Source organism: Flavobacterium psychraquaticum, from assembly GCF_034497725.1.
GTDB classification, from domain to species: domain Bacteria; phylum Bacteroidota; class Bacteroidia; order Flavobacteriales; family Flavobacteriaceae; genus Flavobacterium; species Flavobacterium psychraquaticum.
This window is the reverse complement of record NZ_JAXKVR010000027.1, coordinates 1-16,921: the sequence shown is the minus strand read 5'-3', so window position 1 is coordinate 16,921 and position 16,921 is coordinate 1. Positions and strand designations below refer to the sequence as shown.

16 protein-coding genes are annotated in these 16,921 nt (G+C 33.0%); 8 read left to right on the top strand and 8 right to left on the bottom strand.

Going from position 1 to position 16,921, the window contains the following annotated elements; genetic code table 11:
- Positions 1 to 72: 72 nt before the first annotated feature.
- Positions 73 to 792, top strand: a complete 720-nt coding sequence (locus T1L09_RS06110) for a YebC/PmpR family DNA-binding transcriptional regulator (protein ID WP_322550072.1) — start codon at positions 73 to 75, stop codon at positions 790 to 792.
- Between the two features lie 65 nt (positions 793 to 857).
- Here T1L09_RS06110 and T1L09_RS06105 read toward each other — a convergent pair whose 3' ends face one another.
- From T1L09_RS06105 to T1L09_RS06095, 3 genes are all read right to left on the bottom strand, one after another.
- Positions 858 to 1,952: an FUSC family protein gene (locus T1L09_RS06105; protein ID WP_322550071.1), complete on the bottom strand. Its 1,095-nt coding sequence runs from the start codon at positions 1,950 to 1,952 to the stop codon at positions 858 to 860.
- A gap of 116 nt (positions 1,953 to 2,068) precedes the next feature.
- Positions 2,069 to 3,109, bottom strand: a complete 1,041-nt coding sequence (gene capA / locus T1L09_RS06100) for a cysteate synthase (RefSeq protein ID WP_322550070.1) — start codon at positions 3,107 to 3,109, stop codon at positions 2,069 to 2,071.
- A gap of 138 nt (positions 3,110 to 3,247) precedes the next feature.
- Entirely contained in the window at positions 3,248 to 5,308 is a 2,061-nt protein-coding gene (locus tag T1L09_RS06095; protein WP_322550069.1) for a S9 family peptidase, read from the bottom strand.
- Between the two features lie 139 nt (positions 5,309 to 5,447).
- Between T1L09_RS06095 and T1L09_RS06090 the strand changes: the two genes are divergently transcribed.
- Complete coding sequence (locus T1L09_RS06090) at positions 5,448 to 5,771, top strand: YbaB/EbfC family nucleoid-associated protein (RefSeq protein WP_322550068.1); 324 nt, start codon at positions 5,448 to 5,450, stop codon at positions 5,769 to 5,771.
- Between the two features lie 71 nt (positions 5,772 to 5,842).
- Here the strand turns inward: T1L09_RS06090 and T1L09_RS06085 are convergent, their stop codons facing one another.
- Entirely contained in the window at positions 5,843 to 6,868 is a 1,026-nt protein-coding gene (locus tag T1L09_RS06085) for a threonine aldolase family protein (protein WP_322550067.1), read from the bottom strand.
- Between the two features lie 151 nt (positions 6,869 to 7,019).
- On the opposite strand from T1L09_RS06085, the gene prfB reads away from it, so the two are divergent.
- The 4 genes from prfB (at position 7,020) to T1L09_RS06065 (ending at position 11,417) form a co-directional block, all read left to right on the top strand.
- Positions 7,020 to 8,115, top strand: a protein-coding gene (prfB, locus tag T1L09_RS06080; protein ID WP_322550066.1) for a peptide chain release factor 2 whose coding sequence is annotated in 2 segments (ribosomal slippage) — positions 7,020 to 7,082 and positions 7,084 to 8,115 — 1,095 coding nt in all. Because the reading frame shifts where the segments join, the coding sequence is not laid out codon by codon here.
- 139 nt (positions 8,116 to 8,254) lie between these two features.
- Complete coding sequence (gene lpxD / locus T1L09_RS06075; RefSeq protein ID WP_322550065.1) at positions 8,255 to 9,253, top strand: UDP-3-O-(3-hydroxymyristoyl)glucosamine N-acyltransferase; 999 nt, start codon at positions 8,255 to 8,257, stop codon at positions 9,251 to 9,253.
- A gap of 32 nt (positions 9,254 to 9,285) precedes the next feature.
- Positions 9,286 to 9,693 (top strand): inner membrane protein YiaA, encoded by a 408-nt coding sequence (yiaA, locus tag T1L09_RS06070; protein WP_322550064.1) that lies wholly within the window; start codon positions 9,286 to 9,288, stop codon positions 9,691 to 9,693.
- A gap of 95 nt (positions 9,694 to 9,788) precedes the next feature.
- Positions 9,789 to 11,417, top strand: a complete 1,629-nt coding sequence (locus tag T1L09_RS06065; protein WP_322550063.1) for an acyl-CoA carboxylase subunit beta — start codon at positions 9,789 to 9,791, stop codon at positions 11,415 to 11,417.
- Positions 11,418 to 11,765: 348 nt separating this feature from the next.
- On the opposite strand, the gene T1L09_RS06060 is transcribed toward T1L09_RS06065, so the two are convergent.
- Positions 11,766 to 12,002, bottom strand: a complete 237-nt coding sequence (locus T1L09_RS06060) for a hypothetical protein (RefSeq protein WP_322550062.1) — start codon at positions 12,000 to 12,002, stop codon at positions 11,766 to 11,768.
- 56 nt (positions 12,003 to 12,058) lie between these two features.
- Here T1L09_RS06060 and T1L09_RS06055 point away from each other — a divergent pair, with 56 nt between their 5' ends.
- On the top strand, positions 12,059 to 13,729 hold the full coding sequence (locus T1L09_RS06055; RefSeq protein ID WP_322550061.1) for an RluA family pseudouridine synthase: 1,671 nt from the start codon (positions 12,059 to 12,061) through the stop codon (positions 13,727 to 13,729).
- A gap of 55 nt (positions 13,730 to 13,784) precedes the next feature.
- Entirely contained in the window at positions 13,785 to 15,407 is a 1,623-nt protein-coding gene (locus T1L09_RS06050) for a M1 family metallopeptidase (RefSeq protein WP_322550060.1), read from the top strand.
- 94 nt (positions 15,408 to 15,501) lie between these two features.
- On the opposite strand, the gene T1L09_RS06045 is transcribed toward T1L09_RS06050, so the two are convergent.
- The 3 genes from T1L09_RS06045 to T1L09_RS13810 all read right to left on the bottom strand — a co-directional run.
- Entirely contained in the window at positions 15,502 to 15,879 is a 378-nt protein-coding gene (locus T1L09_RS06045) for a GreA/GreB family elongation factor (RefSeq protein ID WP_322550059.1), read from the bottom strand.
- 436 nt (positions 15,880 to 16,315) lie between these two features.
- Complete coding sequence (locus tag T1L09_RS06040) at positions 16,316 to 16,477, bottom strand: hypothetical protein (RefSeq protein ID WP_322550058.1); 162 nt, start codon at positions 16,475 to 16,477, stop codon at positions 16,316 to 16,318.
- Between the two features lie 33 nt (positions 16,478 to 16,510).
- Positions 16,511 to 16,921, bottom strand: a 411-nt coding sequence (locus T1L09_RS13810; RefSeq protein WP_422718468.1) for an integrase core domain-containing protein, incomplete at its 5' end; no start/stop codon positions are given.

The window sequence follows — 16,921 nt, the reverse complement described above, 5'->3', positions numbered from 1 at the left end:
TTACAATTCGAAAAATAAGACTAAGTTTTAAACTTATTTTTGTTTTTTTGAACTTTAAATATAAAATTAGAAATGGGAAGAGCATTTGAGTTTAGAAAAGGACGAAAAATGAAACGTTGGGCTGCAATGGCAAAAACGTTTACTCGTATTGGAAAAGATATTGTTATGGCCGTTAAGGAAGGTGGTCCAAATCCAGAGGCTAACTCCCGTTTAAGAGCAGTAATACAAAATTCTAAGGCAGCAAATATGCCAAAAGAAAATGTAGAACGTGCAATTAAAAAAGCAATTGATAAAGATACTGCTAATTATAAAGAAGTACTATTTGAAGGTTATGCACCGCACGGAATTGCAATTTTAGTGGAAACAGCAACAGACAACAACAACAGAACTGTTGCGAATATTAGAAGTTACTTCAATAAATGTAATGGAACATTTGGAACACAAGGTTCTGTTGAATTTATGTTTGATCATACGTGTAATTTTAGAATTCCTGCTGAAGGGCAAGATGTAGAAGAATTAGAATTAGAATTGATTGACTTTGGTGTAGAAGAAATTTTCGCTGACGATGATGGAATATTAATGTATGGTCCATTTGAAAGTTTCGGTACAATTCAAAAAGAATTGGAATCAAGAGGATTAGAAATTTTATCTTCTGGTTTTGAGAGAATTCCGCAAATAACGAAAGAATTAACACCAGAACAAGTAGCTGATGTTGAAAAATTATTAGAAAAAATTGAAGAAGACGATGACGTAATGAACGTTTATCATACTATGCAAGAAAGTGGAGAGTAATATGCTCTTTATTTCAAAAACTAAGTCCTCCAAGTTTTCTTGTGAGGATTTTTTATTCCATCAAACTACAATTTTTTACGAATTACAATTCTAGTTTTTCGTAATTGCTTAACTGCACTATTTTTAAATCGTTGATTATAAATAATCCATCCGCCAATAGCTCCTAAAACACTTCCGATGGTAATATCTAAAAATCGAGCTGGCACAATAATTTCCGTATTCGAAGTAAACGAAGTTCCTACTTCTGCTAATAAAATAGTCATCGGTGTTATAAAAATCACAGCTAAAGCATAATTTTTAATAATAAGTGTTTCTGCAATATAGAGCAATACAAAAATACTGAAACAAATAGTTAAAGGTGTATCGCTAATTTGCAAGATTATCCAGCAAAGTCCAATACCTATAAACGTACCAACAATTCGATGGACCATTCGTTCCCAAACGTGATTTCTTGAAATACCTTGCAAAATTGCCAAACAAGAAATAGGAATCCAATAAGGGTTTTGCATTTCAAAAAAATGACCAATAATTAAAGAAATCGAAATAAAAACTCCAATAACTACGGAATCAATTAATGAAACAAATTGACCTTTTTTGATATGAATAGCTAAAACTTCTGCGCTTTGTTGCTTTTTTAAAGTTAATAATCCGTGACACAATGCCAAAAAACAAGCTAACATCGTTCCTAGAAAAATAAATCCTATTTTTTCAGGAATTAATTCTAAATGAAAGGGTTGACAACTTGCCATTGAAGCTATCATTATAAAGAAAAAATTACCTGGTGGTTTTGTTTTGAAAAAAGTGGTCACCCAATTAATTCCCATCGCAAAAAAACCAAGAACTACAGCAGAAATATAGGGATTGAAACTAAACCCCAATCCAATGGCTAAGGACAAAGAAAATCCAAAAGAACAAACTAATAAAGTCAACATTCTGCTTCCAAAGGAAATTGCTGGTTGATAATATAAAATTACCAAACCTCCAATACTTGCAGACAATCCCAAAGGCAACTGATTAAAATACAAACCAATAAAAAGTGGAATTCCAACACAAAGCGCAGCTAAAAACGGAATATGCCAAGAACGTTTGTTATTCTTTACTACTAGAAAACTTTTAATTTGCATAATCGCCGTTTGTTTTATGATTTCAAAAGTGCTCATTTCTTTTAATTACTGGAAGTAATGTTAACTATTTTAAACATAGATTTGGGTTTGGAAGTTCGTACCAATAAAAAATCCTGAGCGATTGACTCAGGATTGATTAATTTGTATATTATTTATTTAATAATTTCGATTTTCAAAGCTTCTTCCCTATTTACTGAGTCAAAAAAACCTTGTTCGCTCATCCATTCATCGCTAAATACTTTACTCATATAACGCGAACCGTGGTCTGGAAAAATAATAATAACATTACTGTTTTCATCAAATTCTCCTTCTTCAGCATATTGTTTCACCGCCTGAAAAGCAGCTCCAGAAGTATATCCTACGAATAATCCTTCAACTTTAGCTAATTCTCTAGTAGTATGAGCACTTTGCTCATCTGACACTTTGATAAATTTATCAATAATATCAAAATCAGTAGCCGATGGAATTAAATTTTTCCCTAAACCTTCAATACGGTAAGGATAAATTTCATCATTATCAAATTCTTTTGTTTCGTGGAATTTCTTCAACACCGAACCAAAAGCATCAACTCCTAATACTTTAACAGCTGGATTTTTTTCTTTTAAGAAACGTGCCGTTCCAGAAATTGTTCCTCCTGTTCCACTACAAGCTACTAAATGTGTAATTAATCCGTTTGTTTGTTCCCAAATTTCAGGACCTGTCGATTTATAATGGGCGTCAACATTCAATTCATTGAAATATTGATTAATATAAACCGAACCTTTAGTTTCTTCGTGTAATCTTTTTGCTACATTATAATAAGAACGATCATCATCAGCAGAAACGTTTGCTGGACAAACATATACTTTTGCACCCATTGAACGCAACATATCTATTTTGTCTAATGATGATTTTGAACTTACTGCTAAAATACATTCATATCCTTTTATAATACTAACCATTGCTAAGCTAAATCCCGTATTACCCGAAGTAGTTTCGATAATCGTATCGCCTGGTTTTAAAATACCTCTTTTTTCTGCTTCTTCAATAATATATAAAGCGATACGGTCTTTTGTAGAGTGGCCTGGATTAAAGGCTTCAACTTTTGCGTAGAAATTACCTTTTAAACCAGCTGAAATTTTATTCAATTTGATCAATGGTGTATTTCCAATCAATTCTAATACACTATTATAGGCTTTTATTTCTTCTTTCATAGGAAGATCTTGTTTTTTTAATGTTTCCAAAATACTATGCATTACTAGCATTTAAGTATTTTATACTTGATTTTTTTGTGTCTTAAAGTAGATTTTCTAACTTTTAAAACCTTGCAAATTTAACTAAAAAAAGTGAAACTATTTCTTAATTTTCTCTAAATCTAATAAAAAGGTAAATTCCTTTGCTAATTCCTTCAAAGCTTCAAACCTTCCAGAAGCACCTCCGTGTCCAGCTTCCATATTAGTGTCTAAGAATAATTGCTTATCATTCGTTTTTAAAACTCTCAATTTTGCTATCCATTTTGCAGGTTCATAGTACTGAACTTGAGAATCGTGAAGTCCTGTTGACACATACATATTAGGATAAGCTTGTGCTTTTACTTGATCGTAAGGTGAATAAGACATCATATAATCATACGATTCTTTTTCGTTTGGATTTCCCCATTCGTCATATTCTCCTGTCGTTAATGGAATAGTATCATCTAACATCGTGGTTACAACATCCACAAATGGAACTTGTGCAATTACACCATTATATAATTCAGGTGCAATATTTACAATTGCGCCCATTAATAAACCTCCGGCAGAACCGCCTTCAGCATATAAATGCTCTGCTGATGTATATTTTTCAGCAATCACAAATTTGGAACAATCGATAAAATCAGTGAACGTATTCATTTTCTTTAAAAGCTTTCCGTCTTCATACCATTCTCTTCCTAAATCTTCTCCTCCTCTAATATGTGCAATCGCATAAATAAAACCTCTATCTAACAGACTCAAACGAGTTGATGAAAAATAAGGATCCATTGTTGCACCATACGAACCATAAGCATATAATAGTAATGGATTTTTACCATCTTTTTTCATCCCTTTTCTATACACCATAGAAATTGGCACTTTGGTTCCGTCTTTGGCTGTAGCCCAAACTCTTTCTTCGATATAATTGTTCTTATCGAATTTTCCACCTAAAACTTCTAATTCCTTCAAGACTTTTTTCTCCTGAGTTTTCATATTGAAATCAATTACAGAAGCTGGTGTTGCCATTGATTGATAACCATAACGCAAGATTTCAGTGTCAAAATCAACATTTGTTGTAGTGTAAGCCGTATAAGTTTCACTTGTAAATGGTAAATAATATTCGCCCTTTCCACTCCAAGGCATAATTCTGATTCGATTTAAACCATTAGAACGCTCTTCAACCACTAAATAATCCTTGAAAATTTCAATTCCTTCTAATAAAACGTCTTTTCTATGTCCAAGTAAATCTTTCCAATTTTCAGCCGAAGTTGCCGTTTCTGGCGTTTTCATCAACTTAAAGTTAGTTGCTTTGTCTTTATTAGTTACAATATAAAAACTATCACCATAATGTGCAATTCCATATTCTAAACCTCTAGTTCTTTTTTGAAATATTCTAAATGCTCCATTCGGATTATTCGCTTCTAAAATCTGATATTCCGAAGTTAAGGTGCTCGAAGAACCAATTACCAAATATTTTTTTGATTTTTCTTTATAGACGAATGTGTTAAAAGTATCATCTTTTTCGTTGAAAATCATTTGATCTGCCGAAGCTTCTGTTCCTAATAAATGTTTATAAATTTTATCAGAACGCAATGTTTTTTCGTCTTTTCGCGTGTAAAACAAAGTTTTGTTATCACTTGCCCAAGTTGAACCTCCTGTAGTATTTTCTAATTTCACCGGAAGAATTTCCCCTGTTTCAAGGTTTTTAATCTGAATAACATATTGACGTCTTGAAACTAAATCCAAGCCAAAAGCAGCCCATTTGTTATCTTCCGAAATATTTATTCCCGATAAACTGAAGTAAGATTGTCCTTTTGCCATTTCATTGCAATCAAACATAATTTCTTCTTTAGCATCTAAACTTCCTTTTTTACGCGAATGAATTGGATAATCTTTTCCTGTTTCAAAGCGCGTAATATAGTAATAACCGTTATATAAATAAGGAACTGAACTATCATCTTCCTTGATTCTAGCTTTCATTTCCAAGAACAAGTCTTCTTGAAATTGTTTGGTATGTGCTGTAGATTTTTGGTAGTATTCGTTTTCTTTGTTCAGATAATCAATAACTTCTGGGTTTTCTCTGTCGTTTAACCAGTAATAATTATCAATTCTTTTCTCACCATGCTTTTCTAAATTTTTAGGAATAATTTTAGCAACTGGTGGTTGTATTTTACTAGACATTTTTTTTGTTTTATTTTGACTATAAACTGGAGCAAAAATAACACAACCTAACAAAAAGTACGTGATTTTTTTCATGAAGTTTTACAATAATTATTAACCGCTAATTTACTATTTTTGCTGTAATAAAAAAATTAATATTATGTTTGGAGATATGATGGGTCTGATGGGAAAATTAAAAGAAACCCAACAAAAAGTAGAAGAAACTAAAAAACGCTTAGACCACGTTTTAATTGATGAAAAAAGTACGGATGGACTTCTAACTGTAACAATTACGGCCAACCGAAAAATCAAAAATATCACTTTAAGTGATGAATTACTTCAAGATAAGGAAATGCTTGAAGATTATTTAGTTAACGTATTAAATAAAGCGATTGAAAAAGCAACTGACGTTAACGAAGCCGAATTAGCAGCCGTTGCAAAAGACGGAATGCCAAACATCCCGGGAATGGATATGTTTAAATAAATTCCAATAAAAAAACTCCAAATTCCAATTGTATTTTTCGGAATTTGGAGTTTTTTATTTTACTTTGGAAGTTAAATTTCAAACTTCTGAAATACTTCAAGCACATATTCGTGCATCACTTCTTTGTAATCTAAATGGGTCACGATTCTTAATTTTCCGTGTCCCATCGAGCTAATTGCAATTCCTTTTTGCTTAATTCGCTCCACAAAAACCTTTTCATCTACATTAGCTTGCAAGCCAAAAATCAAAATATTGGTTTCCACAGGTTCCACATTCGCCACCCAAGTCATTTTTCTCAATAAATCGCCTAATTCCTTCGCTCTTCTGTGGTCCGATTCTAATCTACTGATGTTGTGTTGCAATGCAAATAATCCTGCTGCAGCCAAATATCCCGACTGACGCATATTTCCTCCAAAAATCTTTCTAATTCGTAAAGCTCGTTTCATATCGGCAGCCGAACCTAGCAAAACCGAACCAATTGGCGCACCTAAACCCTTCGACAAACAAACCGAAATCGTATCAAACAATTCACCAAACTGCTTCGGATGTTGTTTTTTTGCCACTAAAGCATTCCATAATCGGGCACCATCTAAATGATATTTTAAATTATTTTCGACACAAACTTGCTTAATTTCTTGTAAAGTCTGAATGTCATAACAAGCACCACCACCTTTGTTGGTTGTATTTTCAATACTCACTAAAGAAGTCAAAGGAGCGTGATAAAATTCAGGATCATTTATTGCATTTCGCACTAAATCTGCTGTAATCATTCCTCTTTTTCCATCTACTAAACAGCACGAAACGCCACTATTAAAAGAAGCACCACCGCCTTCATAATGATATATATGAGAATACTTATCGCAAATTATTTGCTCGCCAGGTTGTGTATGTAATTTAATTGCCGTCTGATTTGCCATCGTCCCACTCGGAAAAAACAAAGCCGCTTCCATCCCAAAAATATTCGCTAAAGTTTCCTCTAACTCAATCACCGTTGGATCTTGCTTATACACATCATCCCCCACTTTCGCGTTAAACATAAATTGCAACATTTCCACAGCAGGTTTTGTCACCGTATCACTCACTAAATTTATTTCCATATATCGATTAGATAGCTTAATTTTGGTCAAATTATTTGAAGCTTTCTCCCGCTATTCGTTGCAATCTTTGCGTTTTTAAAGAAAAAACACAAAGGATTTCCACTACTATCGGGGCTAGGGCCTCAGAATTTAAAACAAAACTACAATATTTATGATACATACAGAACAAGTCAGAGATATTATTGATCGCCTTGGTGCGTTAAGGAGGTATCTTTGACGTTGATGCCAAAACGATTGAGATAGCTAACGAAGAAGAAAAAACCTTTGCTCCCGATTTCTGGAACAACGCACGCGAAGCCGAAATCATCGTCCGAAACCTACGTTCAAAAAAGAAATGGGTAGACGAATATAATAAAGGTATGGAACAAGCCGAAGAACTTCAGATTATGATGGATTTCTACAAAGAAGGCGACATTTCAGCGGAAGAAGTTGAGGCTCATTACCAAAACACCATCAATCATATTGAAGATTTAGAATTCAGAAATATGCTTTCTGATGAAGGCGACAATATGAGTGCAGTCTTGCAAATTACAGCCGGTGCTGGTGGTACCGAAAGTTGTGATTGGGCTTCTATGTTAATGCGTATGTATTTAATGTGGGGCGAAAAACAAGGCTATAAAATCAAAGAATTAAACTTTCAAGAAGGCGAAGTTGCAGGAATAAAAACCGTAACCTTAGAATTTGAAGGTGATTTTGCATTCGGCTATTTAAAAGGTGAAAATGGTGTCCATCGTTTGGTTCGTATTTCTCCCTTTGACAGTAATGCCAAACGTCATACTTCATTTGCTTCGGTTTATGTGTATCCTTTAGTAGATGATACGATTGAAATTGAAATTAATCCGGCCGATATTGAAATCACAACCGCTCGTTCTAGTGGTGCTGGAGGTCAAAATGTGAATAAAGTGGAAACTAAAGTACAATTAGTTCACAAACCCACCGGAATTCAGATTCAATGTTCTGAAACGCGTTCACAACACGACAACCGCCAGCGAGCAATGCAAATGTTGAAATCACAATTGTATGAAATTGAGCTTAAAAAACAACAAGCTCAAAGAAGCGACATCGAAGCTGGAAAAATGAAAATTGAATGGGGATCGCAAATTCGTAATTACGTAATGCAACCTTATAAATTAGTAAAAGACGTTAGAACCGGAGTTGAAACCAGCGATGTTGATGCAGTTATGAATGGCGAAATCGATAAATTTCTAAAAGGCTTTCTAATGATGATGGGACAAAAAGAAGATTAATAGATTAAATTTCAAATTTGGTTTAATAGTAAGCTCAAAATCCGGATTTCAATTGAGAAATCCGGATTTTTTTATCTTATTTTCTAAAAGAATTAAAAATAATTATATATTCGGCAAAACTAAACCAATTAACCAACCAATGAAACAAATTACAATTGAAGAAATCAATGCAGTTCTTAAAGGAACTATCGTTGGTGCTATCACAACAAAAATAACTGCTCCCGAACAATTAGAAGTTGCAAACGGAACAGAGATTTCTTTCATCGGAAATAAAAAATATGAAAAACTTTGGGCCGCATCAAAAGCTTGTGTCGCAGTTGTAAACGAAGATATTTCAATAGAACCAGGAGAAAACAGAGCGTTCATCAAAGTGAAAAATGCTGATTTAGCTATGTGTCAGGTTTTAGATTTGTTTACACCGCCTGCTCCTATTTTTAAAGTGAATATTCATCCTACCGCAACTATTGATGAAACTGCTCAAATTAGTGAAGGTGTAAAAATCGGTGCTAACTGTTATGTTGGTCCAAATGTAGTTATAGGAGAAAATTCGACTTTATATCCAAATGTAACCGTTTTAGATGAGTGTACAATTGGAAAAAATACAACACTTTGGCCAGGAGCTGTAGTTAGAGAACGTTGCCATATTGGAAACGATTGCATCATTCATCCCAATGCAACTATTGGAGCTGATGGTTTTGGTTTTCGACCAGATCCTCAAAGAGGTTTGGTGAAAATTCCACAAATTGGAAATGTAATCATTGGAAACAATGTAGAAATTGGAGCCAATTCAAGTGTAGATCGCGGTAAATTTAGCTCAACAGTCCTAGGCGATGGTTGTAAAATTGATAATTTAGTGCAAATCGGGCACAATAGTAAGCTTGGAATGTTCTGTATTATGGCAGGAAACAGCGGACTTGCGGGTTCAGTTACGCTTGGAAATGGAGTAATTATTGGCGGAAGTGCTTCGATAAAAGACCACACTACAATTGGTGATGGAGCTATTATTGGTGCGGGTTCAGGAGTTGCCGCAGATGTTCCTGCAGGGAAAACGATGCTTGGTTATCCGGCCATTGATGCACGAGATGCATTAAGACAATGGGCAATTTTAAAAAGATTAGTGAACGATTCAAAAAAATAACCTATTATTGTAGTTAATAAATATCGAATTATATGTATCAAAAACCATCAACAGCATTCGTTGGAGCCTCTTGGATTGCATTAGGAGCAGGCGTTATCGGCTATTTAGTCGGATTATTTAGAGCAGAAATGTTACTAAATGAAAAAGGATATTATTTTACAGTCTTAATGTTTGGACTTTTCGGCGTAATCTCTTTACAAAAAAGTGTTAGAGACCGTTTAGAAAATATTCCAGTTACAGATTTATATTACGGCATTTGTTGGTTTGCGACATTACTTTCAATTACATTACTAACTATTGGACTTGTAAACGCAGCTATATTACCAAGTGAAAAAGGTTTTTATGCTTTCTCTTTCTTATTATCTATTTTTGGTGCCATTACCGTGCAGAAAAATACAAGAGATAGTCTTAATCATATTTCGAATACACCAGAATCATAATTAACATACGTTAAAACTATAGTAAATCCATCTAAAAAATTTATTTTTCAGATGGATTTTGTATTTTAGCCAACCAATAACACAATTGTCATAGAATGGATTTAAATTTCAACAAAAACGAAGACCACAATAAATTATTATTATCAAATTTAAAAAGACGTTTCACGCAAGTAAAATTAGGTGGCGGTCAAAAAAGAATCGATAAATTACACGGCGAAGGCAAAATGACTGCCAGAGAACGTATCGATTATTTACTAGATGAAAAATCAAAAAGTATTGAAATCGCTGCATTTGCAGGCGAAGGAATGTATGCTGAACACGGCGGTTGTCCGTCTGGTGGTGTAGTAGTTAAAATCGGTTATGTTTCTGGAAAACAATGCATCGTTGTGGCAAATGACGCTACTGTGAAAGCCGGAGCTTGGTTTCCTATTACCGGAAAAAAGAACCTTAGAGCCCAAGAAATTGCTATGGAAAATAGATTACCAATTATCTATTTAGTAGATTCTGCTGGAGTTTATTTGCCGTTACAAGATGAAATTTTTCCTGATAAAGAACATTTTGGTCGAATTTTTAGAAATAACGCAATGATGAGCAGCATGGGAATTACCCAAATTGCTGCCGTTATGGGAAGTTGCGTTGCTGGTGGTGCCTATTTACCAATTATGAGCGACGAAGCTATGATTGTAGATAAAACTGGAAGTATTTTCTTAGCAGGAAGTTATTTAGTGAAAGCTGCAATTGGTGAAACTATTGATAATGAAACACTTGGAGGTGCTACAACACATTGTGAAATTTCAGGTGTAACCGATTATAAAGCAAAAGACGACAAAGATGCTTTGAATCGTATTAAAAGTATCGTTGGGAAAATTGGTGATTTTGATAAAGCGGGATACAATCGTGTAAAATCAGAAAAACCTGCTTTAGATCCAAAAGATATATATGGGATTATGCCAAAATCTAGATCTGAACAATATGATATGTATGAAATTATCAAACGTTTAGTTGATAATTCTGAATTTGATGAATATAAAGGCGATTACGGAAAAACATTAATCACCGCTTACGCTAGAATTGACGGTTGGGCAGTCGGAGTTATTGCCAACCAACGTAAAATTGTAAAAAACGCTAAAGGCGAAATGCAGTTTGGCGGTGCCATTTATTCCGATTCTGCTGATAAAGCCACTCGTTTTATTGCGAATTGCAACCAAAAGAAAATCCCATTAGTATTTGTACAAGATGTTACAGGTTTTATGGTAGGAAGCAAATCAGAACACGGCGGCATCATCAAAGATGGAGCTAAAATGGTAAATGCAATGGCCAATTCGGTCGTACCAAAATTCACAGTAATTATAGGGAATTCTTATGGAGCAGGAAATTATGCAATGTGTGGAAAAGCCTATGATCCAAGATTAATTTTTGCTTGGCCAAGTGCCGAACTTGCTGTTATGGGCGGAACGCAAGCTGCAAAAGTATTAGCACAAATTGAAGCTTCTTCTTTAAAAGCTAAAGGAGAAGTAATTGATGAAGAAAAAGAAAAAGAATTGTTTGATAAAATTAAAGCACGTTATGACGAACAAGTTTCGCCTTATTACGCGGCTTCGAGAATTTGGACAGACGCTATTATTGATCCGTTAGAAACCAGAACTTGGATTTCTATGGGAATTGAAGCAGCGAACCACGCTCCTATCGAAAGAAAATTTAATATGGGCGTTCTTCAAGTTTAAGAACACAATTACAAATAAATTATCCCGAACTTGTTTCGGGATTTTTTTTGCTTAAAAAAGAGTCTTAAGTAATTACCAATTCATTTGAGTTGAATAAATGTTGATAATTAAAATTCTATCTTTTTCTATCCTATAAACTACTTTAAAATTCCATTTAGGAAAATATCAAATCGTATCATCATTAAATAAAGGTTCTTTTGAGTTCCTTTCAGGAAAAATCGCTAATCCATCACCTAAATCCAATAAAGTAACGACAACTTTTTTTAGCATTTTGAGGACTATTTTCGTAAATATAATTATAAATTGATTGAAGTGAATCCAATGAGTTTTTAAACCAAACTACTGATTTCATTTTTTGAAAATTTTATTTCTAATCACATCTGAGTTATATACTTCATCCTCTTCTGATGCTTTAAGAATATCTTCTACCTCTTTTTTATAAGCCTCAACTGACAATAATTTTCCTGAAACATCATAGATGTAACCCTCTTCATTTAGAAGTTGATCAATTTTATCTAATATTTGCTCGTTCTGCACATCCAAAATCCTATGAATGATGCTTTTTCTGTGGGATTCAATATGCATCGTGAAACTTTTTTTATCAAATATAGAAATTATTTCAATTCTATTATCTTTGCATCATGTCAAAAAACATTTTCCAACCTTTCAAAAGTGATATTTCAGGAATTTCATTACCCGAAAAATTCACGTTTCCTTTTTATTATGAACCGCACGAATTGAGTATTCTTGCTTCCCATGAATTGCAATCGTATTTAGAAACACAAACCAATTTTGAACATAATTTTGGGTTGCGCGAAAATCAAGAAGGTTTGGTTATTGGAAAAATGTTTGGTGTTTTGGTTTGTCAAAATTCAAATGGCGAATTAGGCTATTTATGGGCTTTTTCAGGAAAATTAGCTAATAGAAATCGCCACGATTATTTTGTACCTACCATTTTTGATATGTTGCAAAAAGATGGTTTTTATAAAATCGAAGAAGAAACCGTAAATGTAATCAATCGAGAAATTGAGCGTTTAGAACAATCTGAAAATTATCTAAAAGCTATTGAAAACGTTAAAACTATAAATCTTCAAGCGGAGAAAGATATTCAAAATCAAAAAGAAAGAATCAAATCGGAAAAAGCTAATCGCGATGAAAAACGAATAATTGCCGAACAAACTTTGGATTTTGAATCATATAAATCGGTACAAAAAGAATTAAGTGAAGCTAGTAAGCAAGAAAGTATTTTGTTAAAACAGATGACCAAATACTGGAATTTTCAGAAAGAAAATGCTAGAAATGAATTACATAAACTCATTGCTGAAATTACAGCTTTAAAAGAACTGCGCAAACAAAAATCGAGCGCTCTACAACAAAGATTATTTGATGCTTATTCGTTTTTAAACCAGTTTGGCGAACGAAAAAGCATTGGTGAAATATTTAATAACAATCCGCCTGCTGGTGCTGGAGAATGTGCTGCCCCAAAATTATTGCATTATGCCTTTGAAAATAAGTTGAAACCGATTGCAATGGCAGAATTTTGGTGGGGAAAAGCGCCAAATTCAGAAATCAGAAAACATAAACAATTTTATCCGGCTTGTAAAAGTAAATGTGAACCCATTTTAATGACGCATATGTTGCAAGGTTTGGATATGGAAGCTAATCCGTTTGAAGCCAATCCGGCGGAAGGAAAAGAAATTACAATCGTTTACGAAGATGATGTCCTTTTAGTAATAAACAAACCTTCGGAATTTCTGTCGGTTCCTGGTAAAAGGATTCAAGATTCGGTTTATCAACGTATAAAAGATATGTATCCGGAAGCAACTGGTCCGTTAATTGTGCATCGCTTAGATATGTCGACTTCCGGATTACTTTTAATTGCAAAAGATGAAGAGACTTATGTGAAATTACAAAGTCAATTCATCAAACGGACTATAAAAAAACGTTATGTGGCGCTTTTAGATGGTGTTTTAAAAGAAAAGGAAGGATTTATAGATTTACCACTTCGAGTAGATTTAGACGATAGACCTAGACAATTGGTTTGTTACGAACACGGAAAACAAGCCCAAACTAATTGGGAAGTTATAGAAGTGAAAAACAACCAAACGCGCGTCTATTTTTATCCTATTTCGGGTAGAACGCATCAGTTGCGAGTCCATGCTTCACACGAAATGGGTTTAAAAACTCCAATCGTTGGTGATGATTTATATGGTACAAAAGCAAATCGACTACATCTTCACGCTGAGCAATTAATATTTTCGCATCCCAGTACTAAGGAAATTATAACAGTTTCTACTAGTGCCGATTTTTAAATTATGTATATTTACTTTTTTAAAATTGACTCAAAAAACAAAACATAATACATTTATGAAAAAACTACTTTTATTAATTCTTATTACAATTGGTCTTCAAGAAACAATTGCACAAGAATTTACTCGAAGAGATTCTTTACAAGGCGGATTAAGCAAGGAGCGTACCTCTTTTGATGTAAAAAGATATGATCTTAATATTACAATCAATCCGGAACAGAAGAGTATTAAAGGTTTCAACGAAATTTCTTTTGATATTCTAACAGCTACAAAAACTATTCAATTGGATCTATTTGAAAATATGAAAGTGGATTCAATCGTGTACAATTCTAAAAATTTAAATTATAGACGTGACAATGATGCTATTTTTGTAGATTTTCCAGAAAAATTAGTTCAAAAATCAAATCATAAAATCAAATTCTATTATTCAGGTAATCCAAAAGTTGCAAGAAATGCACCATGGGATGGTGGGTTTGTATTTTCTAAAGATAAAGCTGGTAAGGATTTTATTGCAGTTGCTGTTCAAGGAACTGGCGCAAGTTTGTGGTATCCTGTAAAAGACTCTCAGAGTGACGAACCAGATTATGGCGCTACAATAAAAGTAGCTGTTCCAAATGGTGTTATGAATGTTTCTAATGGGCGTTTTATGGGTTCAAAAGATTTAAAAAATGGCTACACACGTTGGGATTGGGAAGTGAAAAATCCTATCAATACGTATTCTATTACGGTTAACATTGCTGATTATGCTCATATTCAAGACAAAATGCCAAATTTAGATCTTGATTATTATGTTTTAAAAGAAAATGAAGCAAAAGCACGAGAACATTTTATGGAAGTAAAGCCAATGATGGAATGTTATCAATCTAAATTTGGACGCTATCCATTTTGGGAAGATGGTTATAAATTAATTGAAACTCCTTACTTAGGTATGGAACACCAGAGTGCTGTTGCTTATGGAAATAAATATAAAAAAGGTTACATGGGTTATGATTTATCTGGAACTGGTGTAGGTATGTTTTTTGATTATATTACCATCCACGAAACAGCTCACGAATGGTTTGGTAACAGTATTACTAGTACTGACATTGCCGATATGTGGATTCACGAAGGTTTTACAACTTATTCAGAATCTGTTTTTGTGGAATGTATTAAAGGATATGATGCAGCAATGAAATATATCAATGGTCAGGGGAAAAATGTAAAAAATGATAAGCCAATTATTGGTCAATATGGTGTAAATAATGAGGGATCTGGCGATATGTATTACAAAGGAGCTTTGCTATTAAATACATTAAGACACGTTGTTAATGACGATGAAAAATGGTGGAAAATACTTTATGATTACTCAGAAACTTTTAAGAAAAAAATTATCACTTCTGACACTGTAATTGATTATTTCAACAAGGCCTCAGGTTTGAATCTTTCCCCTATTTTTAGACAATACTTGTATACTAATCAGGTTCCTCAATTAGTCTACAAAATCAAAGGTGATAATTTATATTATTATTGGGCAAATGTGAATGATAATTTTGATATGCCTATTGCTATTCAAATTAATGATGAAAAAATACGTATCAATCCGACAACTGAAAATCAAAAAATAAAGATTAAAAATTTAAAGAATAAAAAAATTAAAATTTATGACAACCACTTTTTTGTAAGCGTAAAAAAAATTGAATAATTAAATTTTTTAATATTATTTAAAAAGTGTTTTATAACAATCCTAAAAAAAAAGCCAGAAATCTTTCTCTTGATCCCTGGCTTTTTTCAAAAAATTAAGCAAATCGTTCTACATTTGTAATTTCGAATTCTTTTTCTTCTTCGCCAAAATGCCATTTTACAATATCTCCAGTTTTGCATCCAACTAATGCTAATCCCATTGAACCAATAATTGATTCCGTATTGTTTCTGCGTTTTGCTTTTGCTGGTGCTACGAAAGTATAAACTTCGTCTTTTTTCTCTATTAAGTTTTTAACCGTTACTTTAACATCAACAGTCACGACATCTAATGGTAAACTTTTACGAACAACTTGTTTTGCATTTTTAAGTTGCACTATTAGCCGTTCTTCTTCTTGGAGTGTTAGTTTTTTTCTTCTAATAAGATCTTTAATTAAGTCGTATATTCCTGTTGTTAATATGATTTCTTGAGTCATTTTTCATTATGTTGTACCAATGCTAAGATGCTTTTTATAAAAATGCCCAAATCCTACAACTAACTTTCTCTTTTGAAAATAGTAGATAAGACAAGAAGACATCAATTAGCTCTTGATTATTAAATTTTTATGTGTAAGGAATCAGAAGATTTCCCTGTCTTGGGCTCGACAGGGATTAATATACGAACTCTTTCGAGCATTTTAAAAAAGAATCATCGTGTAAATAAACCAAAGATATAGAAAGACCATCGGTGTTATTTTTACGGAATGAAATAAGATTATTCATTATTTTTTATGATAAAAAGTAAAATTACAAAATTAAAAGTTGAGGAAAAAGTATTTAACAATTAATGTAGTATTTAAGTTTTCGCATTAATTTGAAATTAACTCTCAAAAGAATGAGCAAAAACTAATCAATTCTTGCTCTTTTTAAATTTTATCCTTTATCTTCTTCTAAATCATTGTGGTTATCACCGCCAAGACTATAGTAATTATTTTCTTCATCTTCACTTCCCACACTTTCTTGCTGATCATCTAATTCTGAACCTGGAACATCCAAATCGCTACCCATCCTATTTTCAGTAGTGTACGTCTTCAAACTAAATTGGACTTTTGCTAAGAGAGTATTTAGTTAATAATTCAAAGATAAAAGATTTTTTTGATTTGTTGTTAATTTTGATTTTTGGTACTCATTTCTTCGGTTTAAAATTGTAATTTTCTTTAGTTTTTCTCTTTCTTTTAAAATCAATTCACCTCTCCCAAAATAGACATCTGCAGGAGTTAAGTTGTTTAATGATTCATGATAGCGTTCATTGTTATACCCATATACAAATTTTTCTAAAGCAGCTTCTAATTCTTCTGGAGCGAAGTAATTATCAAGTTTCACAACATTTTTCATGGTTCTGTGATAGCGTTCAATTTTTCCTTGTGTTTGCGGATGATTGGGTCTGCCATGCACTTGTTGCATTTGATAATTGTCTTTTAAATATGATTTTAATTCGCTTGCAATGTAACATGAACCATTGTCAGACAAGAGTTTTGG